The sequence below is a fragment of the Bordetella ansorpii genome, assembly GCF_900078705.1.
In the GTDB taxonomy this organism is placed as follows: Bacteria; Pseudomonadota; Gammaproteobacteria; order Burkholderiales; family Burkholderiaceae_B; genus Bordetella; species Bordetella ansorpii_A.
Genome location: NZ_FKIF01000001.1, coordinates 706,792 through 728,143 on the forward strand (window position 1 = coordinate 706,792; position 21,352 = coordinate 728,143).

The window sequence follows — 21,352 nt, forward strand, 5'->3', positions numbered from 1 at the left end:
TCCCCCCGGCCATCGCCCCCGCCACGGCGGCGGTAAAATCGCCGCATCCCCCGTCTTCGCCGCCGCGCCGCCCGCGGCGCGCCCTATTCCGCCCATGTCCGAACGCCGTTCCATCGCCCCGCTTCCCGACCTGTTGATCAGCCAGATTGCCGCTGGCGAGGTGATCGAGCGGCCGGCCTCGGTGCTGAAGGAACTGCTCGAAAACGCCATCGACGCGGGCGGCCGCGCCATCGAGGTGCGGCTCGAAGGCGGCGGCATCCGCCGCATCGCCGTCACCGACGATGGCAGCGGCATCCCGCCCGAGGAACTGCCCCTGGCGCTGATGCGCCACGCCACCAGCAAGATCCGCGACCTGCGCGAACTGGAATCCGTGGCCTCGATGGGGTTCCGGGGCGAAGCCCTGGCGTCGATCGCCTCGGTGGCGCGCCTGACCATCATCTCGCGCACCCGCGATGGCGAGCACGCCTGGCAGGTCGACGGCGGCAGCGGCGAAGTGTCGCCCGCCTCCGGCCCCATCGGCACCACCGTCGACGTGCGCCAGCTGTTCGACGCCGTGCCGGCGCGCCGCAAGTTCCTGCGCGCGGAAGCCACCGAATTCGGGCACTGCCTGGACGTGCTGGAACGCATCGCGCTGGCCAATCCCCGCATCGCCTTCCGCCTGTTCCACCAGGACCGCGCGCAGCGCCAATGGCTGCCCGCCGATCCCCCGCAACGCATCCGCGACGTACTGGGCGCCGAGTTCGCCTCGCAGGCCATTCCGCTGCGGAACGCCATCGGCGCGATCTCGCTGGCCGGCATGGTCACGCGCCCCACGGCCGCCCGCGCCCGCGCCGATCGCCAGTACCTCTACGTGAACGGCCGCTTCGTGCGCGACCGCACGGTCAGCCATGCGCTGCGCTCGGCCTATGCCGACGTGCTGCACGGCGACCGCCAGCCGGCCTATGTGCTGTACCTGGACGTGGACCCCAGCGCGGTGGACGTCAACGTGCACCCGGCCAAGTCCGAGGTGCGCTTTCGCGACAGCGGCGCGGTGCATCGCTACGTCAGCCAGGTGGTGGGCCAGGCGCTGGCGCAGACCGGCGGGGCGCAGGCGGTGTCTGCGGATGCGGCGGGCCAGGGCGATGCCGATGGTCAGGAAGATGCGGCCCCCGCGCATACCACCCGTGGCTATGACGCGGGCACGGCGCCGGCTGCGGGCCAAGGAGGCATTTATGCCTCGGGCCAGGGCACGGCCACTGCGGGTAACGGCATGGCCGCCCATGCGGGCTCGGCCTTCCGTCCCGCATCGCCCTCCTCATCCCCCAGCCGCCCCGGCGCGCCGGTCGCGGCCCCGCGTTCGCACACGCAGGTGCCCTTCCGCCTGCACAACGAAGCAAACTCGGTGCAGGTCGCCGATTGGCAGTCGCTGTATCGTCCGCTGCACGAACCCGCGCAGCCCCTGGCGGCGGGCGTGCCCGACGAAGACGGCGTGATCGAGACGCCCGCGCGGCCGGAAGCTGGCGGCGCATCGCCCGCGCAGACCGCGACGCCCTACGCCACGGCGCCCGCCACGGCCGACCACGCCACCGCGCCCTACTGCCTGCCCGAGCCCACGCCGGCTGGCTCGCTGCGAGAGCCCGCGCCTCAAGCCGCCCCCCACCCGCTGCCCGAGGGCGAGCACCCGCTGGGGATGGCGCTGGCGCAGGTGCACGGCATCTACATCCTGGCGCAGAACTCGCGCGGCATGGTGCTGGTGGACATGCACGCCGCGCACGAGCGCGTGGTGTACGAGCAGCTCAAGCACGCCCTGGACGCACGCAGCCTGCCGCGCCAGGACCTGCTGGTGCCGGTGGTCTTCCACGCCTCGGAAAAAGACGTGGCGCTGGTCGAGGAATACGAAGAACACCTGTCCGAACTGGGTTTCGAGCTGCGTCCCGCCGGCCCCTCGTCGATCGCGGTGCGCAGCGTGCCCGCCATCCTGGCGCGCGGCGACATCGAGACGCTGGCGCGCTCGGTGCTGCGCGACCTGGACAACGTGGGCGTGTCGCAATTGCTGACCGAGCAACGCAACGAACTGCTGTCCACCATGGCCTGCCACGGCTCGGTGCGCGCCAACCGCAAACTGACGCTCGAAGAGATGAACGCGCTGCTGCGCCAGATGGAAGCCACCGAACGCGCCGACCAGTGCAATCATGGCCGGCCCACCTGGGTGCAGTGGTCGGTGTCCGAGCTGGACAAGCTGTTCCTGCGCGGCCAGTGATCTGCCTGTCCTTCATCGCCCGCATCACGTGAAGCCTTCCGACGACCTCGTCCTCTGCCTGGCCGGCCCCACCGCCGCCGGCAAGAGCGCCGCCTGCCTGGCGCTGGCGCAGCGCTGGCCGCTGGAAATCGTCAACGTCGACTCGGCCACGATCTACCGCGGCATGGACGTGGGCACCGCCAAGCCTTCCCGGCAGGAACAGGCCCAGGTGCCGCAACACCTGCTGGACATCCGCGATCCCACGCAGTCGTATTCCGCGGCCGAGTTCCGCACCGATGCCCTGCGGCTGATCGCCGATATCCGCGCGCGCGGCCGCCTGCCGCTGCTGGCGGGCGGCACCATGCTGTACTACAAGGCGCTGCGCGACGGCCTGGACGACCTGCCGCAGGCCGATCCCGCGCTGCGCGCCGAACTGGAGGCGCAGGCCGCCGCGCGCGGCTGGCCCGCCTTGCATGCCGAACTGGCCCTGCTGGACCCGCCCACCGCCGCGCGCCTGTCGCCCAACGACAGCCAGCGCATCCAGCGCGCGCTGGAGATCTGCAGGCTCAGCGGCCGGCCCATGTCCGAGCTGCTAAGCGGCCTGGAAAAGAAGCCCGATGCCGGCGGCCCGCGCTATCACACGATCAGCCTGGAGCCCGCCGACCGCGCCGGCCTGCACGCCCGCATCGCCATGCGTTTCGACGCGATGCTGGCCAATGGTTTCCTGGACGAAGTACGTGGGCTGCACGCACGGCCCGAGCTGCATCCCGAACTGCCGTCGATGCGCTGCGTGGGCTACCGCCAGTTGTGGGGCCACCTGGACGGCGAGGTGGACCTGCGCACCGCGCGCGAACAGGGCATCGCGGCCACGCGCCAGTTGGCCAAGCGGCAGATCACCTGGCTGCGCGCGCAGCCCGAACGCACTATCGTGGAATGCATGTCGGCGAACTCAGCCGACCGGGTCGTGGACGCGGTGGCGCAACTGCTGCCCGGCGCCTGACCGCGTTGCGGTCACTGGTTCACGGCAACCGTCCCGAGGACGGCCGGCACTTCAGGAACTGACGCGCCGGCCATCCGGGTGGACTACACCACCTCGGTTTGCGCCATGCCGTCCTTCTGCTCGACGATCTCGCCCAGCACGCTGACGGTTTCGCCCTGCTCGCGCAGCGTGGCGGCGATGGCGTCGGCCTGGTCGGCCGGCACCACGACGACCATGCCGATGCCGCAGTTGAAGACGCGGTGCATTTCGGTGTCGGCCACGCCGCCCTGCTGCTGCAGCCACTGGAACAGTTGCGGCATCTGCCAGGCGTCGCGTTGCAGGCGGGCCGTCAGGCCGTTCTGCAGGATGCGCGGCACGTTGTCCAGCAGGCCGCCGCCGGTGATGTGGGCCATGCCCTTGATGGCGGCGCCGTGCTTGGCGATGGCGGCCAGCATCTGCTTGACGTAGATGCGGGTCGGGGCCATGACGACGTCGACCAGCGGCTGGCCGTGGAAGTCCTGGTCGGGCTTGGCGCCGGCGCGGTCGATGATCTTGCGCACCAGCGAATAGCCGTTGGAGTGCGCGCCGCTGGAGGCCAGGCCCAGCACCACGTCGCCCGGCCGGATCGACTTGCCGTCGATGATGGACGACTTCTCGACCGCGCCCACGGCGAAGCCGGCCAGGTCGTATTCGCCGTCGGGGTACATGCCGGGCATTTCGGCGGTCTCGCCGCCGATCAGGGCGCAGCCGGCCAGTTCGCAGCCACGGGCCACGCCGCCGACCACCGCCGCGGCGGTGTCCACCGACAGCTTGCCGCAGGCGAAGTAGTCGAGGAAGAACAGCGGCTCGGCGCCTTGCACCAGGATGTCGTTGACGCTCATGGCGACCAGGTCGACGCCCACGGTGTCGTGCCGGTTCCATTCGAACGCCAGGCGCAGCTTGGTGCCCACGCCGTCGGTGCCGGACACCAGCACGGGCTCGCGGTACTTCTTCGGCACTTCGAACAGGGCGCCGAACCCCCCGATGCCGGCCAGCACCCCGGGACGCATGGTGCGCGCCGCCAGGGGCTTGATGCGATCGACCAACGCGTCGCCCGCGTCGATGTCGACCCCGGCATCGCGGTAGGTCAGGGGAGCGGAGGAAGGATTCGTCATGAGAAAAACCGTGGGCTATGTAAAAATTGCGGGATTTAGGTGGAATCTTTCCGATTTTACGATGCCGTCGGCCCGGACAGGCCAGACCCCCTGTTTTCACCCTGTCCCCCCTGGGCGGATCGCCCCCGGAAAGCCTGTTTTCATCCCCGCTCATGACTCGCCAGTTGTTGCTTGATGTCCTTACCGCGCCGGCCCCCACGCTGGCCAACTACATCGCCGGTCCCAATGGGGCGGCGGTGGCGGCGGCGCGCGCGCTCTCGCCCGGCCGGGCCATGTACCTGTGGGGCCCCTCGGGCTGCGGCAGCAGCCACCTGCTGCGCGCCCTGTCCTCCGAGCCCGGCAGTATCTTCCTGAACGCGGACAGCGACGTCGCCGTCATCCGCACCCTGGCCGAGATCGATTCGCCGGTGCTGCCGCGCGTGGCCGCCATCGACGACGTGCACCGCATGGATGAGCCCCGGCAGGCCGCCCTGTTCGCCCTGTACAATCGCTGGCGCGAATCCGCGGCCACCAGCCGGGCGTTCGCCCTGGCCGTGTCGGGCGACCGCGCGCCGATGTCCATGCCCCTGCGCGAAGATCTGCGCACCCGCCTAGGCTGGGACCTGGTCTTCCGGCTCGAACCGTTGTCCGACGCCGACAAGCTGTCCGCCCTCACCGCCCGCGCGGCCGATCGCGGCCTGTACCTGAACCCGGAAGTCGTCAACTGGATGTTCACCCACTACGAGCGCGACATCCGCAAGCTGACGACGCTGGTGGACATGCTCGACCGCTATTCGCTGGCCACCGGCCGGCCCATCACCATACCGCTGCTGCGCACCATGCTGGCAGACCCTCACTTGCCATGACCGCTCCTCGCCGCCTCGCCCTGTTCGACCTGGACCACACGCTGCTGCCGCTGGACAGCGACTATCAATGGGCCGATTTCCTGGCCCGCACGGGCCGCGCCGGCGACCCCGACGAAGCCCGCCGCCGCAACGACGACCTGATGGAGCGCTACAACCGCGGCGAACTGACGGCCGAGCAGGCCGCCGAGTTCATGCTGGGCCTGCTGGCCGCGCATGCGCCGTACGACCTGGCGCTGTGGCACGAGGAATTCATGGCCCAGGTCATCCGCCCCGCCTTCACGGCGCGCGCGGTGAACCTGGTCGCCGAGCACCTGCGGGCAGGCGACCTGTGCGCCGTGGTCACCGCCACCAACAGCTTCGTCACCGCCCCCATCGCGCGCGCCTTCGGCGTGCCGCACCTGGTGGCCACCGATCCCGAATACGTGGCGGGCCGCTATACCGGCCGCATCCTGGGCACGCCCAGCTTCCGCGAAGGCAAGGTCGTGCGCGTGCGCGAATGGCTGGCCGGCCTGGACCTGACCCTTGCGGATTTCACGGAAACGTTCTTTTATAGCGATTCGGTCAACGACGTGCCCCTGCTCGAACAGGTCACCCGCCCGATCGCCACCAACCCCAGCCCCGCGCTGCGGGACATCGCCGAGCGCCAGGATTGGACCGTGCTCGACCTGTTCGATCACACCCTGGATGCCAAGTCGTAGATAAATGATCACAACCACCATAAAGAAATTCGTCGGCCGGCTGTTCGGCCCGACGGTCGCCGGGGGGCCCCTGCGCATCGAGCGCGAACGCCATGGCATCGACCGGCGCAACGTCTCGCGCCACGCCATCAAGGTCTGCGAAGTGCTGCGCCAGCATGGCTACGAGGCCTACATCGTCGGCGGCGCGGTGCGCGACCTGATCGTGGGCCTCGAACCCAAGGATTTCGACGTGGCCACCAACGCCACGCCCGAGCAGATCCGCCCACTGTTCCGCCGCGCCCGCATCATCGGCCGCCGCTTCCAGCTGGTGCACGTGGTGTTCGGCCAGGAAATCATCGAAACCTCGACCTTCCGGGCGCCCGCCAACGAAACCCAGGAAACCGACGAGCACGGCCGGATCCTGCGCGACAACGTGTTCGGCTCACAGGAACAGGATGCCGCGCGGCGCGACTTCACGATGAACGCGCTGTACTACGATCCGCACACCGAAGAGGTCATCGACTATCACAACGGTGTGCAGGACCTGAAGAAGCGCCAGATCACCATGATCGGCGACCCGATCAAGCGCTATCGCGAAGACCCCGTGCGCATGCTGCGCGCCGTGCGTTTCGCCGCCAAGCTCAACGGCACCATCGAACAGTCCACGCGCCAGCCCATCCGCACCATGGCCGGCCTGATCGAGAACGTGCCCGCCTCGCGGCTGTTCGACGAAATGCTCAAGCTGCTGACCTGCGGCCATGCCATGGACTGTCTGCGGCAACTGCGCGAGGAAGGCCTGCATCACGGCCTGCTGCCCCTGCTGGACGTGGTGCTGGAGCAACCTGGCGGTGAAGACTTCGTCGAGCAGGCGCTGGAACGCACCGATGCGCGCGTGCGCTCGGGCAAGGCCATCAGCCCCAGCTTCCTGTTCGCCGTGCTGCTGTGGCGCCTGGTCGACGCACGCTGGAAGCAGTTGCGCGCCCAGGGCGAGCACACGATGCCCGCGCTGGTGCAGGCCGCCGATTCCGTGCTGGACGAACAGACCGAGAAACTGGCCATCCAGCGCCGTTTCTCGTCCGACATGCGCGAAATCTGGTTCATGCAGCCGCGCTTCGAGCGCCGCCAGGGCAAGACCGCCTACCGCATGATCGAGCAGCCGCGCTTCCGCGCCGCCTGCGACTTCCTGCAACTGCGCGCCGCCTCCGGCGAGTTCGACAGCGTGCTGGCCCAGTGGTGGATGGATCTGGCCAATGCCGACGACGCCACGCGCGCCGAGATGATCGAAGACACCGCACGCCTGCCCCGTGAAGGATCGGGTTCGGGCGCGGGCGGTGAGGCCGGCGCCGGTGAAGGTCCGGCCCGCAAGCGCCGTCCGCGTCGCCGCCGTTCCGGCGGCGGTGGCCGTGGCGGCGACAACAGCGGCAACGCGGGTCCCGCGCCGGCTGACGGCGCATGAGCGCCGAGGGTGGCCCGGCCCCGGTCCGGGCCTACATCGGATTGGGGTCGAACCTGGGCGACAGCATCGCCACGCTGACGGCGGCGCTGGCCGACCTGGCCGCCACGCCCGGCATTCTGGCGTGCCAGGTATCGCCCTGGTATCGCAGCGCGCCGGTGGATGCCGCCGGCCCCGACTTCATCAACGCCGCCGCGGCGCTGGACACCACGCTGTCTCCCCTCGAACTGCTGGACGTGCTGCAGGCCATCGAACTGCGGCATGGCCGGCTGCGGCCGTATCGCCATGCGCCACGCACGCTGGACCTGGATCTGTTGATGCACGGCGACGCGCGGCTGGACACGCAGCGGCTGACGCTGCCGCATCCGCGCATGCACGAACGTGCGTTCGTACTGCTGCCGCTGCGGGATCTGGCGCCGCAGTTGTCGCTGGCGCAGGGCAATCTGGATGACCTGATCGCCAAGCGGGGGGATCAGGCGATAGATCGGCTAGGCTAAGCTCGCCTATAGGCAACCGGACCGGCATGTCCGGCATGGGAGAGAGAACCAGCCGCAGGTGGATCGCCCGCCTTCCCGGGCGCGATCCCGAAGCGGCCGCGCCGCTGGATTGACATGCGGCGCGCCCTTGCCTGGGCGCTGTTCCGCCATCAGGCGCCGAGTTCGCCCGCCCGCTCCAGCACCTGCCGGGCCCGCGCCACCACTGGCGCATCGACCATCTTGCCGTCCAGGCGGAACGCTCCCGTGTTGCTGTCGCGATAGGCCTGCACCACGCGGCGGGCCCAGTCGACGTCGGCCTGGGCTGGCTGGTAGGCCTCGTGCACCACGCCGATCTGGCTGGGATGGATGCACATCATGCCCGCGAAGCCCATGTCGCGGGCACGCGATGCCGCCACGCGCAGGCCCACGGCATCCTGGATGTCGGGGTAGACGCCATCGAGCGGCGGCGCCAGGCCCGCGCCACGGCTGTGCAGCAGCACCTGCGCGCGCGCGTGGTTCAGCAGCACGGTTTCGCCCGGGCTGTCGGGCACCAGGTTCAAATCCGCGCCCAGGTCGAGGCCGCCGAAGGACAGCCGGGCGATGCCCGGCGTAGCCGCGATCTCGCCCACGTTCAGCACGCCACGCGCGGTTTCGATGATGGGCACGATGGGAATGCCCGTCTGCGACGCATGGCGCACGTGCGCCATGCTCTCGGCCTTGGGCAGCATGATGGCCGCCACATTCGATCGGCCACGGCACGCCCTCAGGTCGTCGTCGTGCCAGGGCGTGGAGGCGTCGTTGATGCGCACCCATACGCGCGACTGCGGCTGCGTGCCCAGGAAGTCGCAGAGCGCCTGGCGCGCGGAGTCCTTGGCCAGGTGCTCGACGGCGTCTTCCAGGTCGACGATGACGGCATCCGCGCCGCTGGCCAGGGCCTTGGGAATGCGCTCGGCACGCGAGGCGGGAACGAACAGGGCGGTGCGCAGCAGGGACGACGTTGGCATCAGACGACCTCGGAAGCGTGGAGTTTCGCGACCTCGTCGGGCGCGTACCCCAACGATGCTAGCACCGTGTCCGTGTGTTCGCCTACCGCGGGCACCGGGTCCATGCGTGGCTCGAAAGCCGAACTGGAAGCCGGCGGCAACAGCGCGGGCAAGGCGCCCGCGGGGCTGCCGATCTGGCGCCAGCGATCGCGCGCCCGCAGTTGCGGATGTGCCCAGACGCCCGCCATGTCGTTGACGCGGGCGTTGGCGATCTGCGCCGAGTCGAGCCGGCCGGCGACTTCCTGCACGTCCAGGGCAGAGAACGCCTCGACGATCAACGCGCGCAGCACGTCGCGGTTGGCGGCGCGGCGCGAATTGGACGAGAACCGCTCGTCCTGCGCCAGGGCCGGCTGGTTCAGCACCTTGTCGCAGAACACCACCCACTCGCGCTCGTTCTGCAGGCCCAGCATGAGGGTGGCGCCGCCGCCCACGGGGAACGGGCCGTAGGGATAGATGGTCGCGTGCGCCGCGCCCGCGCGCACCGGCGGCGGCGCGCCTTCGAACGCGTAGTACATGGGGAAGCCCATCCACTCGACCATGCTTTCCAGCATGGACACGTCGATGCGGCTGCCCTCGCCCGTCCGCTGGCGCAGCAGCAGGGCATTCAGGATGGACGAGTACGCATACATGCCGGCGGCGATGTCGGAGATCGAGCAGCCCGCCTTGGCCGTGTCGTCCTTCGTGCCCGTGACCGACACGAAGCCGCTTTCGCTCTGGATCAGCAGGTCGTAGGCTTTCTTGTCCTGGTAGGGGCCGCCTTCGCCATAACCCGAGATGTCGCACACGATCAGGCGCGGGTACCTGGCGTGCAGGGCCTCGAACGACAGGCCCAGGCGCTCGGCCGCGCCGGGCGCCAGGTTCTGCACCAGCACGTCGGCCGACGCCAGCAGGCGCTCCATCACGCCGGCGGCATCGGGATGCTTCAGGTTCAGCGACAGGCTCTGCTTGGAGCGGTTGGTCCAGACGAAATGCGAGGACAGGCCGCGCACGCGCTCGTCGTAGCCGCGCGCGAAATCGCCGGCGCCGGGCCGTTCGATCTTGATGACCTGGGCGCCCATGTCGGCCAGTTGGCGCGTGCAGAACGGCGCGGCGATCGCGTGTTCGAGGCTGACGACGGTGATGCCGTCCAGCGGACGGGGGGAGGCGGCCTGGGTCATTCCGAGAACCTCAGTTCGGCCTGGTGGGCCAGGGTGCCGTCCTGCTCGGCCCACAACTGGGCCAGACCGGCTTCGGTGACGCGGCCAGCCGCGTGGAAACGGGTGGGTGAAATCAGCGGACGCAGGCCGCGATAGGCCAGGTGCTCGAGCCGGGCCTTGGGATGGGCGCGCATGAAGGCGGCCAGCATCTCGGTGGCGATCAGCGGGCCGTGCACCACCAGACCCGGATACCCCTCGGTTTCGGTGACGTAGGGATGGTCGTAGTGGATGCGGTGGCCGTTGAAGGTGACGGCCGAATAGCGAAACAGCAGCACGGAAGTGGGGTCGACGGGATCGCGCCACTGAGACTCAGGCGCCGGTTCCGTGCCGGTGAGCTTGGGCGGCGACGGCTGGCGATAGACGATGTCCTGCTCTTCGTGGAAGGCCATGCGGCCTTCCTGGTGGTATTCGTGGCGCACGGTGACGAACAGCAGCGAACCGGTGCGGCCCGTCTTCTCCTTGACGTCCTGCACGGTGGACACGCGCTCGGCCGGGATGCCGACCTTCAGCGGCCGATCGAACGAGACACGGCCGCCCGCCCACATGCGGTTGCGGTCGTCCGCCGGCGGCAGGAAGCCGCCGCGCGCCGGATGCCCGTCCACGCCCAGGCCCTGGCCTTCGACGGCGCCGATGAAGAACGCCCATTGCCACAAGGGCGGCAAGGGCTCGCCCGGCGCGGGCGCAGGCCGGCCCAGCGTGGCCGCCACGCGCTGCACGTGTCCGGGGTCCAGGGCGTCCGGCTTGCGCTCGCTGCTGCCGATCCAGCCGGCGGGATTGGGGTTGCTCATGTCGATCATCCTATTTCTTGACGCCGGGGCGGCGGGCCGCGAACGCATGGCGGGAAAAGCGGCCAGGCGCCATCTTGCGGTTCACTGGCGCAGGATGCAGTACGCCTGATGCCTTGTGAATTCGTTTTTGCTCAAGGTGGGGTTCGAGCAAGCCAAAATCCTGGGCCGCGGCAGCGCGCGCAGGGCCCCGTTTCCTTGGAGAATGCCGGTGGAACCGGGGTCCGATGCCGTCCGGCTATCGTCCCTTGAACGTGGGCGCGCGCTTCTGGGCAAAGGCGTGCATGCCTTCCAGGTAGTCGTCCGTGTAGCCCAGTTCGCGCTGCAGGCGGGCTTCGAGCTCGAAGTGCTGTTCGAGCGTATTGCCCCCCGCGGCGTGCAGGGCCTGCTTGGCCGCGCCATAGGCGCGGGTCGGTCCGCTGGCCAGGGTGGCGTGGATCTCGGCCAGGGTATCGGCCCGGGCATCGTCGGGCACCACCTTCCAGACCAGCCCCCACGCCTCGGCCTGGCGCGCCGGCAGCGGTTCGCCGAACAGGGTCATCCCCAATGCCCTGCCCGTGCCCACCAGGCGCGGCAGGAACCACGTGCCGCCCGCATCGGGGATCAGTCCGATCTTGTTGAACGCCTGCACGAAGCGCGCCGACTCGACCGCGTAGACCACGTCGCAGGCCAGCACCAGGCTGGCGCCCGCGCCCGCCGCCACGCCGTTCATCAGGCAGACCACCGGCACCGGCAAGGCCCGCAGGCGCATCACCAGCGGCCGGTAGTGCTTGAGCAGCGCCAGGCTGAGGTCGCGGCGCGAGCCGTCCTCGGCGGGCTTGCGCTCGCCCAGGTCCTGGCCGGCGCAGAAGCCCCGTCCCGCGCCGGTCAGGATCAGGCCGCGCAGGCCGTCGAAAGCTTCCAGCGTATCGAGCGCGCGCGCCAGTTCGTGGTGCATCACCTCGGTGAAGCTGTTCATCCGGTCGGGCCGGTTCAACACGATCCTGCCCACACCGTCGTCAAGCGTGAATTCGATTTGCGTATAGGCCGCCGCCTGCGTTGCGTCGTTCATCCTGGTTTCCTGCCGCATGGGGCGTTCCGGCGCGTGAAGCGATGCGGCGTGCGCATCCGCCCGGGGGTTCATGGCAGGGCCTCGAGTACGGCCAGTTGCTCGGCGGTGTCGCCCAGCAATTGATCCACCATGGTCAGGCGCTTGAAATAGTCGCCGACCTCGAGTTCATCCGTCATGCCCATGCCCCCATGCAGCTGCACGGCCAACTGCGCCACCAGCCTGCCCGTACGGGCGGCTTCGAGCTTGGCGCTGGCCAGCATGCGGCAACGCTGCACGGGATCGGGTTCGCTGAGCGCCGCCACCGCGACATAGGCCATGGACAGCCCCAGTTCGCGGGCGACCAGCATTTCCGCCATGCGATGCTGCAAGGCCTGGAACGACGCCAATGCCTGACCGAACTGCTTGCGCGTCTTGAGATATTCGACCGTGATGTCCAGCAGGCGCTCCATGGCGCCGGCCGCATGCGCGCACAGCGCGGCCGTACCCCATTCGATGGCGCGGGCCAACGCCGCCGATGCGGCCTCGCCCTGCACCAGCAAGGCATCGTGCGGCAGGCGCGCGCCATCGAGATCCAGCCGGGCGCAGCGGGCGCCGTCCAGCGTGGGCGTGTCGGTCACGCGCACACCCGCGGTATCCGCCGGCATGGCGAACAGGGCAGCCTGGCCGGACTCGTCAAGCGCGCTGATCAGCCTGTGCGTGGCGGCCGCGCCATGCCAGACCAGGTGCTTGGCGCCGTCCAGCCGCCAGCCGTCGGCGCCACGCGTGGCGCGGCAATCCCGGGGGGCGACGTCGTACCGCCGGCCGGGCTCCTGATAGGCCACGGTGGCGATGATTTCGCCGCTGGCGATGCCGGGCAGCCAGCGCGCCCGCACCGCGTCGCGGCAGGCGTCCAGCAGCGCCGCCGCCATGACGGCGCTGGGAATGACGGGCTCGGACACCAGCCCCCGGCCCAGCTCCAGATGGACGGGCAGCAGGCTGGCCGGCGCTTCGCCGAATCCGCCGTGCTCCTGTGGAATCGTCAGGCCCAGCACGCCAAGCCCGGCCAGGGCATGCCAGGCCTGGACATCCAGCGTGCCGGCCGCCTGCCGTGCCCGGCGGGCGGGAAAGCGCCAGTCCTGGCCGACCAGGCGGCGCAGGCTGTCGGCCAGCATGCGTTGTTCTTCGGAATATCGGAAATCCATCATGATCCTCGTCTTGGCGGCCGACGGCCGCCGTCAGCGCCCCGGGTGCATCGTCATGCACGCCGGCCCGGCGTCATCCCCCCGCGTAACCGCTTCACGGGCAGGCGGCACTACAACCCCAGCACCATGCGGGCGATGATGCCCTTCTGCACTTCGGTCGTGCCGCCATAGATGGAGGTCTTGCGCATGTCGGCATACCCCGCGCCGGCCGCGGCCGCCATCTCGGGCCCCGGCCCATGGAAATCGGCCTCGGCCAGCATCCATTCGGGATCGTAGGGCCAGGCATCGGGACCGGCGACTTCCATCTGCAGCATGGCCAGGTCCTGCTGGATCTCGGAGCCTCGGATCTTCAGCACCGAGGCCTCGGGACCGGGCACGCCGCCGGTGTCCGCCGCCACCCGCAGCAGCAGCATCTCGAGCGCCATGATGTCGACCTCGACGCGGGTGATGCGGTCGCGGAAACGGCTGTCCTGCAACAGTGGCCGTCCGCGCACCCGCGCCTTCGCGGCCATGTCCTTCAGGATGGACAGTTCGCGATGGCAGTGGCCCAGGCCCGCGATGGTGGTGCGCTCGTGTCCCAGCAGGTACTTGGCGTAGGTCCAGCCCAGGTTCTCTTCGCCCACCAGGTTGGCCACCGGCACGCGCACGTCCTGCAACCAGACCTCATTGACGTCGTGTCCGCCATCCAGCGTGCGGATGGGCCGCACGGTGACGCCGGGCGCATGCATGTCCAGCAACAGCATCGAGATGCCGCGCTGCGCGCGGGCCTCGGGATCGGTGCGCACCAGGCAGAACATGCGATCGGCATACTGCGCCAGGGTCGTCCAGGTTTTCTGTCCATTGACCACGTAGACGTCGCCGTCGCGGACGGCGCGCGTGGCCAGCGAGGCCAGGTCGGACCCCGAGCCCGGTTCGGAATACCCCTGGCACCACCAGTCCTGCACGCGGATGATGCGGGGCAGCAGTTCCGCCTGCTGCGCGGGGCTGCCGTATTTCATCAGCACGGGCCCGATCATGCTGAGGCCGAACGGCAGCAGGCGCGGCGCGCCGGCCTTGAAGCACTCGACCTCGAAGATCAGCCGCTGCATGGGGCTCCAGCCCGTGCCGCCATGCTCGGCGGGCCAGTTCGGCGCGCCCCAGCCGTGGTCGGCCAGCACGTTGTGCCAGCGCACGTAATCGTCCCGTTCGAGACGGCGGTGCTTCATCACCTTGCCGCGGAGGTCGGCGGGCAGCCTGTCCGTGGCAAAGGCCCGTACCTCTTCGCGGAAACGACGCTCTTGCGGCGTCCAGTTCAGATCCATGATCCACCTCCTTTGCCGATATCTAGCCATGGCCTGCGCCCGCCTAGCAATCTGCCCCTGCCGAGGGCGGCCTTCCGCGTGGATAAAGGGCCCCGCACCTCTACAGGCGGACAGAAGCCCTCCCTCAGCAATGAAGAATGGCCGAAGTGAGGATGCTTTCGCCACACTGGACGCACTCCGGATCCCGAGCCCCGCATCCCGGCCTTTCACCCCTGACGCCCCAACCATGCAGCAAGCGCACGCCACCCGCATCCACGACGTGCTGGCCCATCAGGCCAGCGTGCGTCCCGACGCCATCTGCCTGTACGAAGAAGGCGGCGGCACGGTCACCTACGCCCAGTTGTGGCGGCAGGCGCGGCACGCCGCGCGGTGGCTGTCCGGCCAGGGCGTGCAGCCCGGCCACCGCGTACTCATGGTGGGCGAGAACTGCCGGGCGATGCTCGTATCGTTGTTCGCCTGCGGCATCGTGGGCGCGTGGCCGGTGGGGGTGAATGCGCGGCTCAGCCCGCGCGAGATCGGCGCCATCCGCGCCCATGCGCAGCCCGAGATGTCGCTGTACACCAGCGGCATCTCGGGCGCCGCGCAGGCGCACGCGGACGATGCCGATGCCCGCGACGCGGATCCCGATATCTGGGGACCGGGCCTGCGCATGGCCGTGGCCTGCGCGCCCACCGAGCCGGAAACCGGGCCGCTGGCCGCGGAAGTCGCCACCGTCATCTACACCTCGGGCACCACCGGCGCGCCCAAGGGCGTGATGGTGCCGCATCGCGGGCTGCTGCACTTCGCCGGCATCTCGGCGGCGTCGCGCAGGCTGGCGCCCGGCGACATCGGCTACGCCGCCCTGCCCCTGTCGCACATCTTCGGCATCGCCACGGTGCTGATGGCCACGCTGCATGCCGGCGCCAGCCTGGTGCTGCGCAGCCGCTTCGAGCCCGCCGACGTATTCGCCGCGCTGGCCGAACCGGGCATCAGCATCCTGCAGGGCGTGCCCACCATGTTCACCCGCATGCTGGCCTCGGCGCCGCCGCGCGACACGCTGCGCGCGCCAGCCCTGCGCTACCTCTACACGGGCGGCGCGGCGCTGGACCCCACGCTCAAGCGCGAGGCCGAACGCTATTTCGGCCAGCCCATGCACCACGGCTATGGCATCACCGAATATGCGGGCTCGATGTTCATCACCGACATCGACCATCCTCGCGCCGACAACGCCGTGGGCCGGGCCGTCGAAGGCGTGCAGATGCGCCTGGGACGGCCCGATGCCACCGCGCCCGCGCAGGGCGAACGCGGCAACATCCTCATTCGTGGACCGGGCGTCATGCTCGGCTACTACCGCGATCCCGAACAGACCGCGCGCACCCTGCTGCCCGGTGGCTGGCTCGACACCGGCGACATCGGTTACCTGGACGCGGGCGGCGCGCTGTTCATCGCCGGCCGCTCGAAAGACCTGATCATCCGCTCGGGCTTCAACGTCTATCCCATCGAGGTCGAGTCCGTCATCAACGCCTTTCCTGGCGTGCGCCTGTCCGCCGTCGTGGGCAGGCCCGAGGCGGACGGCAATGAAGAGGTCGTCGCCTTCGTCGAGCCCCTGGCCGGCGCACCGGTCGACACCACCCGCCTCATGGAATACCTGCGCACCCAATTGGCGCCGTACAAGCGGCCCGCTCGCGTCATCCCCATCGATTCGATTCCCACCACCGTCAGCGGCAAGATCCTCAAGCAGCCGCTGAAAGAAAGGCTGGCGTAGGCACGTGCCCACCGGGTCCGTTGCGCGACCGGCTCGACATCAGGAGACATAGCGTGAACTTCAAGACCTTCGTTACCGCCGCGCTGGCCGCGTCGGCGCTGGCTGCCGCCTGCGGCGCCAGCGCGCAGTCCGCCTACCCCGACCGGCCCATCCGGTTGCTGGTCGGCTACGCGCCGGGCGGCCCGGTGGACACCACCGCCCGCGTGTTCGCAAAGTACCTGGGCGACGAGCTCGGCCAGGCCGTGGTGGTGGAGAACCGCGCCGGCGCCAGCGGCATGATCGCTTCCGACGCCACCGCCAAGGCCACCCCTGACGGCTACATGCTGGGCTTCGCGGCCAGCCCCACGCTGACCATGTCGCCGCTGGTCCAGCGCAGCACGCTGTTCGATCCGCGCAAGGACTTCTCGTTGATCGGCCTGGTGGTCGACTACACAAACGTGCTGTTGCTGGGCCCGCAGGTGCCGGCCAAGTCGGTGGGCGAACTGGTCGACTACGCGCGCAAGCACCCCGACGGCGTATCGTTCGGCTCGGCCGGCGTGGGCGCATCGAATCACCTGTCCGCCGAGCTGCTGAAGAAGCAGGCGGGCGTGCCGATGCTGCACGTGCCGTATCGCGGCAACTCCCCCGCCATGATGGACGTGGTCAGCGGCAAGATCACCTTCATGTTCGACATCACCAGCACCGCGATTCCCTTCATCAAGAGCGGCAAGGCGCGCGCGCTGGCGGTCACCTCCAGGACGCGCAATCCCGAGCTGCCCGACGTCCCCACGATGATCGAGGCCGGCCTGAAGGACTACGAGGTGGTCGGCTGGTATGCGCTGGTCGGTCCGCGCGAACTGCCCAAGGACGTTCAGGCCAAGCTGACAAAGGCGTTGAACGCCGTGTCGCAGAACCCGGTCTTCCGCAAGGCGATGACCGACGGCGGCTATACCATCAACACCGGCGACTCGAAGGCGCTGCAAGCCCGCATCGACAAGGAATACGCGATGTGGGCGGACGTCGTGACCAGCGCCAACATCCAGGCGAACTGACCCTGCACGGAGGCAGCCATGCGCGCGCCGAACTCTCTGCTTGCTCCGACGCGGCTGCCGGTGATCGGCGCGCCGATGTTCCTGGTTTCCGGGCCTGACTTGGTCGTGGCCCAGTGCGCGGCCGGCATCGTCGGCACGTTCCCGTCATTGAACGCGCGGCCGCAGGAACAACTGCACCAATGGATCAGCCGCATCGAGGACGGCCTGGCGAGGCACCGCCAGGCGCGTTCCGGGGCGACGGTGGCGCCCTATGGCGTGAACCTCATCGTGCATCCCAGCAACGCGCGCTGGCAGGGTGACCTGGCCATCTGCGCGGAGCGCCGCGTGCCGTTCATCGTGACCTCGCTGCACGCGCCCGACGAAGTCGTCAGGCGCATGAAACCGCATGGCGGCGTGGTGTTCCACGACGTCACCAACGTGAAGCACGCCAAGCGCGCGCTGGCGGCTGGCGTCGATGGCCTGATCCTGGTGGCCGCGGGCGCGGGCGGGCATGCCGGACAACTCAATCCCATCGCGCTGGTCAACGAGATCCGCGCGTTCTACGACGGCCCGCTGGCGCTGTCGGGCTGCATCAGCCACGGCAAGGACATCCTGGCCGCGCAGGCCCTGGGCTGCGACTACGCCTACATGGGCACCCGTTTCATCGCCACCGGGGAATCATTGGCCAGCGACGGCTATCGCGAGATGGTGCTGCGGTCGCAGGCGGCCGACGTCGTGTACACCCCGTATTTCTCGGGCGTGCCGGCCAACTATCTTTCCGAAAGCGTCCGGGCGGCCGGGCTGGATCCGGCATTGCTGCACGCGGGCGGCCCCGCCGCCTCGCCCAACCTGGACAGCACCTCGCGCGCCAGGGCCTGGAAAGACATCTGGAGCGCGGGCCAGGGCGTGGGGGCGTCGCAGGAAGTGTTGCCGGTCGAAACGCTGGTGGAGCAAATCGAGCAGGAGTATCTCCATGCGCGCGATGCGCTGCTGGCGCGGGCGGCATGACCGCCGCCATCCCTTGCACGGCGCGTCCCTGCCGGGCCAGGGACGGCTGACGCGCAAGGCCCGGTCCTGAAGCGAAGGGCCGAAAGAGCGCCTGCGCGAATGGGTTGATCGCGCATCGCTGCGTGACCAACCTCTGCCGCCTCAATCCAGCTTGATGTTGGCCTTGCGAATGACGTCTCGCCACTTCGCGATTTCGCCGTTCAGGAAGTCGCCGAATTCGGCCGGCGTGCCCGGCTTGGGCTCGGCGCCCGCCGCCAGCATGGTCTTGGCCGTATCGGGATTGGACAGCACCTTCACCATGTCCTGGTTCAGTTTGGCGATGACGTCCTTCGGCACGCCCCTGGGCGCAATCACGCCAGTCCAGGAGTAGGCTTCGTAGCCTGGCAGGCCGGACTCGGCAATGGTCGGTATTTCGGGAAACAGGCTGGAGCGCCGCGGATTGCCCACGCCCAGCGCGCGGACCTTGCCCGCCTTCAGTTGCGGCACGGCGGACGGGCCATCGGCGAACATCATCTGCACCTGGCCACCCAGCAGGTCCTGCATGGCCGGCGCGCTGCCGCGATACGGTACATGCTGGATCTTCACGCCCGCCATGCTGTTGAACAGTTCGCCCGCCAGGTGCGTGCCGCCGCCCGTGCCCGACGAACTGAACGACAACGTGCCGGGCCTGGCCTTCGCATGGGCGATGAGTTCAGCGATGTTGTTGACCGGCAGCGAGGGATGCACCACCAGCACGATGGGAAACACCGCGGCCATGCCGACGGATTCGAAATCCTTGACGATGTCGTAGCTGAGGTTCTCGCGCAGGCTGGGCAGCACGGCGTGATGGATGGAGGCGAACAGGAAGCTGTAGCCGTCGGGCTCCGCCTTGGCCGCGTATTGCGCGCCCACGATGCCGCCCGCGCCCGAGCGGTTGTCGACCATCGTGGGCTGCGACCAGATCTGGCCCAGCGGCTGCGTGGTGAAGCGCGCGGTCGTATCGACCGGACCGCCGGGCGGGAACGGCACGATGAAGTTCACGGCACGGGCCGGCCAGGCGCTTGCCGCGCGGGCCCAGGCAGGCAGCAAGGCGGCGGCGCACGCGGCGCCCAGCGCCGCGCTGGCGCGGCGGCGTTGCAGGTTTATCACGGCATGTCTCCAGTGTGCTTGTTGTGCTTTTATTATTTGCCCAAGCACGGCAACCTGCCGATACGCATTTGCGAAAGCCCCCCTTCCACGCCGAAGGCGGGCCCCGCGGCGGGGCGGGGGCGACGCGTCAGCCCGCGGCCGCGCGCTGCACGTGTTCGATGAAGCTTTCGGCAAAGCGCGGCAGATCGCGGCCCCGCTGGCGGCACAGCAAGCGGTCGCGCATCGCCCAGGAGTCTTCCAGGCGAATGACGCGAAGTCTGTCGAAGCGGCTGTAGCGCGCGGCGCACGCGCGCGGCACGATCGCGATGCCCGCGCCCGCCTCGACCATGCGGCACACGGCCTCGAAGCTGCCCACGTGCACGCGCTGGCAGACGCGCTTGCCCAGGCCGCTTGCGATGTCTTCCAGGAAGGTCTGGATCGCGCTGTTGGGATGGATGCCGACGAACTGGTAGGTGTCCAGCAGGTCGAGGAACTGCACGGTGTCGTGCCCGGCCAGCGGATGGTCCAGCGCGGTGACCACGGTGAGTTCATCGCGGAAAAGCGGGGTCACGTCCAGCCCGCTGACGTCGATGTTGCCCGCCACCAGGCCCAGGTCGCCGGCGCCCGCGCGCACCGCGATGACGATGTCGCCCGAGATTTTCTCTTCGAGCTCGACGTCGACATCAGGGTTTTCCGCAAGAAAGGTCGACAGCGCATCGGCCAGGAACGAGTTCGTGGCCGTGGTGTTGGCCAGCAGGCGCAGCTTGCCCTTCACTCCCGAAGCATACGGCTGCAGGTCGGCGTTCAGGCACTCCAGCTGGCGGAACACCGCGTTGGCGTGCTTGAGCAGCACTTCGCCCACGGGGGTCAGGGCCACGCCCGTGGCCATGCGCACCAGCAGCCGGGCCTTGAAGGCCTCTTCCATGTGCTTGATGCGGGCGCTGGCGGCGGGCAGTGAAAGAAACGTGCGCTCGGCCGCGCGCGTCAGGTTGAGCGTCTCCCCCACATTCAGGAAAAGACGCAGATCGGTCAAATCATGTCTCATGTTCCACCACGCAGAAGGGGGGCATTTTTAATTTTGAATACTGCTCCAGGGCCCTTGAAATCTACCATGGTGGTCAATCGCAGGCCATACGGCGCCTGCGGCCTATTCATCACGCTGCGCGCACGCAGGCCTGTGTGCGACGCAGCATAGGAGACATTCAATGAGCGGCATGGTTGCGGGCAAGGTGGTGGTGGTCACGGGCGCGGGCGGCGGCATCGGCCGTGGCGTCGCGCTGGCCATGGCCCAGTCGGGTGCAAAGGTGGTGGTCAACGACATCGGCGTCTCGCTCAATGGCGAAGGCGGCGCGAAAGGCCCCGCCGAGGCGGTGGTCCAGGAGATCATCGACGCGGGCGGCCAGGCCGTCGCCAGCACCGACAGCGTGGCCTCCTACGAAAGCGCCAACGCGGTCATCCGCACCGCCGTGGATGCCTTCGGCCGCATCGACGCCGTCGTCAACAACGCGGGCAACCTGCGCGACCGCGTGTTCCACAAGATGAGCGAGGAAGAATGGCGCCAGGTGCTCGACGTGCACCTGAACGGCAGCTTCTACATGAGCCGCGCCGCCGCGTCGTTCTTCCGCGAGCAGGAGTCCGGCTCGCTGGTGCACATGACGTCCACCTCGGGCCTCATCGGCAACTTCGGCCAGGCCAACTACTCCGCCGCCAAGCTGGGCATCGTGGCGCTGTCCAAGTCGATCGCGCTGGACATGGCGCGCTACAACGTGCGCTCGAACTGCATCGCGCCCTTTGCCTGGAGCCGCATGACCAGTTCCATCCCGGCCGAGACCGACGCCGAGAAGGCCCGCGTCGAGAAGCTGAAGAAGATGGAAGCCAACAAGGTCGCGCCCCTGGCCGTATACCTGGTCAGCGACCAGGCCAGCGCCGTCACCGCGCAGATCTTCGCGGTGCGCGCCAACGAAATCATGCTGATGAGCCAGCCGCGTCCGCTGCGCACGGTGCACTACGGCGAAGGCTGGACGCCCGAACTCATCGGCGAGATCGCCATCCCCGCGATGCGCAAGCACTTCTACGCGCTGGAACGATCGCCCGACGTCATCGACTGGGATCCCATCTGAGGAA

20 protein-coding genes are annotated in these 21,352 nt (G+C 69.2%); 10 read left to right on the forward strand and 10 right to left on the reverse strand.

Annotation, left to right across the window (positions count from 1 at the left end; translation table 11 throughout):
• The first annotated feature begins 94 nt into the window (after positions 1 to 94).
• Positions 95 to 2,239, forward strand: a complete 2,145-nt coding sequence (gene mutL / locus A6745_RS02810; RefSeq protein ID WP_066123220.1) for a DNA mismatch repair endonuclease MutL — start codon at positions 95 to 97, stop codon at positions 2,237 to 2,239.
• A gap of 28 nt (positions 2,240 to 2,267) precedes the next feature.
• Positions 2,268 to 3,218: a tRNA (adenosine(37)-N6)-dimethylallyltransferase MiaA gene (miaA, locus tag A6745_RS02815; protein ID WP_066123221.1), complete on the forward strand. Its 951-nt coding sequence runs from the start codon at positions 2,268 to 2,270 to the stop codon at positions 3,216 to 3,218.
• Between the two features lie 83 nt (positions 3,219 to 3,301).
• On the opposite strand, the gene purM is transcribed toward miaA, so the two are convergent.
• Positions 3,302 to 4,351, reverse strand: coding sequence for a phosphoribosylformylglycinamidine cyclo-ligase (purM, locus tag A6745_RS02820; protein ID WP_066123223.1), 1,050 nt, complete (start codon positions 4,349 to 4,351; stop codon positions 3,302 to 3,304).
• Positions 4,352 to 4,503: 152 nt separating this feature from the next.
• Between purM and hda the strand changes: the two genes are divergently transcribed.
• Genes hda through A6745_RS02840 form a run of 4 tightly spaced genes read left to right on the forward strand, consistent with a single transcriptional unit; the run spans position 4,504 to position 7,823 of the window.
• Positions 4,504 to 5,196, forward strand: coding sequence for a DnaA regulatory inactivator Hda (gene hda / locus A6745_RS02825; RefSeq protein WP_066123226.1), 693 nt, complete (start codon positions 4,504 to 4,506; stop codon positions 5,194 to 5,196).
• Positions 5,193 to 5,894: an HAD family hydrolase gene (locus A6745_RS02830; RefSeq protein ID WP_066123228.1), complete on the forward strand. Its 702-nt coding sequence runs from the start codon at positions 5,193 to 5,195 to the stop codon at positions 5,892 to 5,894. Before hda ends, A6745_RS02830 begins: the two co-directional genes overlap by 4 nt.
• A gap of 4 nt (positions 5,895 to 5,898) precedes the next feature.
• The gene (gene pcnB / locus A6745_RS02835) at positions 5,899 to 7,329 is read left to right on the forward strand and encodes a polynucleotide adenylyltransferase PcnB (RefSeq protein ID WP_066123230.1); all 1,431 of its coding nucleotides are present in this window, start codon (positions 5,899 to 5,901) and stop codon (positions 7,327 to 7,329) included.
• The gene (locus tag A6745_RS02840; RefSeq protein ID WP_066123232.1) at positions 7,326 to 7,823 is read left to right on the forward strand and encodes a 2-amino-4-hydroxy-6-hydroxymethyldihydropteridine diphosphokinase; all 498 of its coding nucleotides are present in this window, start codon (positions 7,326 to 7,328) and stop codon (positions 7,821 to 7,823) included. Before pcnB ends, A6745_RS02840 begins: the two co-directional genes overlap by 4 nt.
• Before the next feature lie 149 nt (positions 7,824 to 7,972).
• Here A6745_RS02840 and A6745_RS02845 read toward each other — a convergent pair whose 3' ends face one another.
• The 7 genes from A6745_RS02845 to A6745_RS02870 all read right to left on the reverse strand — a co-directional run bounded on the left by A6745_RS02845 (position 7,973) and on the right by A6745_RS02870 (position 14,359).
• Positions 7,973 to 8,806: an HpcH/HpaI aldolase/citrate lyase family protein gene (locus A6745_RS02845; RefSeq protein ID WP_407922713.1), complete on the reverse strand. Its 834-nt coding sequence runs from the start codon at positions 8,804 to 8,806 to the stop codon at positions 7,973 to 7,975.
• A complete protein-coding gene (locus A6745_RS02850) occupies positions 8,806 to 10,002 on the reverse strand; it encodes a CaiB/BaiF CoA transferase family protein (protein WP_066123234.1) in 1,197 nt (398 codons plus the stop codon). The genes A6745_RS02845 and A6745_RS02850 overlap by 1 nt, the downstream gene beginning before the upstream one ends.
• Positions 9,999 to 10,829, reverse strand: a complete 831-nt coding sequence (locus A6745_RS02855; RefSeq protein ID WP_066123764.1) for an FAS1-like dehydratase domain-containing protein — start codon at positions 10,827 to 10,829, stop codon at positions 9,999 to 10,001. The genes A6745_RS02850 and A6745_RS02855 overlap by 4 nt, the downstream gene beginning before the upstream one ends.
• Before the next feature lie 10 nt (positions 10,830 to 10,839).
• Positions 10,840 to 10,980, reverse strand: coding sequence for a hypothetical protein (locus tag A6745_RS28520; RefSeq protein WP_156513259.1), 141 nt, complete (start codon positions 10,978 to 10,980; stop codon positions 10,840 to 10,842).
• Positions 10,981 to 11,064: 84 nt separating this feature from the next.
• The gene (locus A6745_RS02860) at positions 11,065 to 11,877 is read right to left on the reverse strand and encodes an enoyl-CoA hydratase-related protein (RefSeq protein WP_066123235.1); all 813 of its coding nucleotides are present in this window, start codon (positions 11,875 to 11,877) and stop codon (positions 11,065 to 11,067) included.
• A 68-nt stretch (positions 11,878 to 11,945) separates the two neighbouring features.
• Positions 11,946 to 13,058 (reverse strand): acyl-CoA dehydrogenase family protein, encoded by a 1,113-nt coding sequence (locus A6745_RS02865; RefSeq protein ID WP_066123238.1) that lies wholly within the window; start codon positions 13,056 to 13,058, stop codon positions 11,946 to 11,948.
• Between the two features lie 110 nt (positions 13,059 to 13,168).
• A complete protein-coding gene (locus A6745_RS02870) occupies positions 13,169 to 14,359 on the reverse strand; it encodes an acyl-CoA dehydrogenase family protein (RefSeq protein WP_066123240.1) in 1,191 nt (396 codons plus the stop codon).
• Between the two features lie 226 nt (positions 14,360 to 14,585).
• Between A6745_RS02870 and A6745_RS02875 the strand changes: the two genes are divergently transcribed.
• The 3 genes from A6745_RS02875 to A6745_RS02885 are packed head-to-tail and all read left to right on the forward strand — an operon-like array spanning position 14,586 to position 18,121.
• The gene (locus tag A6745_RS02875) at positions 14,586 to 16,103 is read left to right on the forward strand and encodes a class I adenylate-forming enzyme family protein (protein WP_066123243.1); all 1,518 of its coding nucleotides are present in this window, start codon (positions 14,586 to 14,588) and stop codon (positions 16,101 to 16,103) included.
• 53 nt (positions 16,104 to 16,156) lie between these two features.
• Positions 16,157 to 17,134 carry a Bug family tripartite tricarboxylate transporter substrate binding protein gene (locus A6745_RS02880; protein WP_066123244.1) on the forward strand — a complete coding sequence of 326 codons (978 nt, stop codon included), beginning with the start codon at positions 16,157 to 16,159 and terminating at the stop codon, positions 17,132 to 17,134.
• 18 nt (positions 17,135 to 17,152) lie between these two features.
• Positions 17,153 to 18,121 carry an NAD(P)H-dependent flavin oxidoreductase gene (locus tag A6745_RS02885; protein ID WP_066123245.1) on the forward strand — a complete coding sequence of 323 codons (969 nt, stop codon included), beginning with the start codon at positions 17,153 to 17,155 and terminating at the stop codon, positions 18,119 to 18,121.
• Between the two features lie 141 nt (positions 18,122 to 18,262).
• On the opposite strand, the gene A6745_RS02890 is transcribed toward A6745_RS02885, so the two are convergent.
• A complete protein-coding gene (locus tag A6745_RS02890) occupies positions 18,263 to 19,249 on the reverse strand; it encodes a tripartite tricarboxylate transporter substrate binding protein (protein WP_066123249.1) in 987 nt (328 codons plus the stop codon).
• 127 nt (positions 19,250 to 19,376) lie between these two features.
• The gene (locus A6745_RS02895) at positions 19,377 to 20,273 is read right to left on the reverse strand and encodes a LysR family transcriptional regulator (RefSeq protein ID WP_066123251.1); all 897 of its coding nucleotides are present in this window, start codon (positions 20,271 to 20,273) and stop codon (positions 19,377 to 19,379) included.
• A gap of 160 nt (positions 20,274 to 20,433) precedes the next feature.
• On the opposite strand from A6745_RS02895, the gene A6745_RS02900 reads away from it, so the two are divergent.
• Positions 20,434 to 21,348, forward strand: coding sequence for an SDR family NAD(P)-dependent oxidoreductase (locus A6745_RS02900; RefSeq protein WP_066123253.1), 915 nt, complete (start codon positions 20,434 to 20,436; stop codon positions 21,346 to 21,348).
• The last annotated feature ends 4 nt before the right edge of the window (positions 21,349 to 21,352 follow it).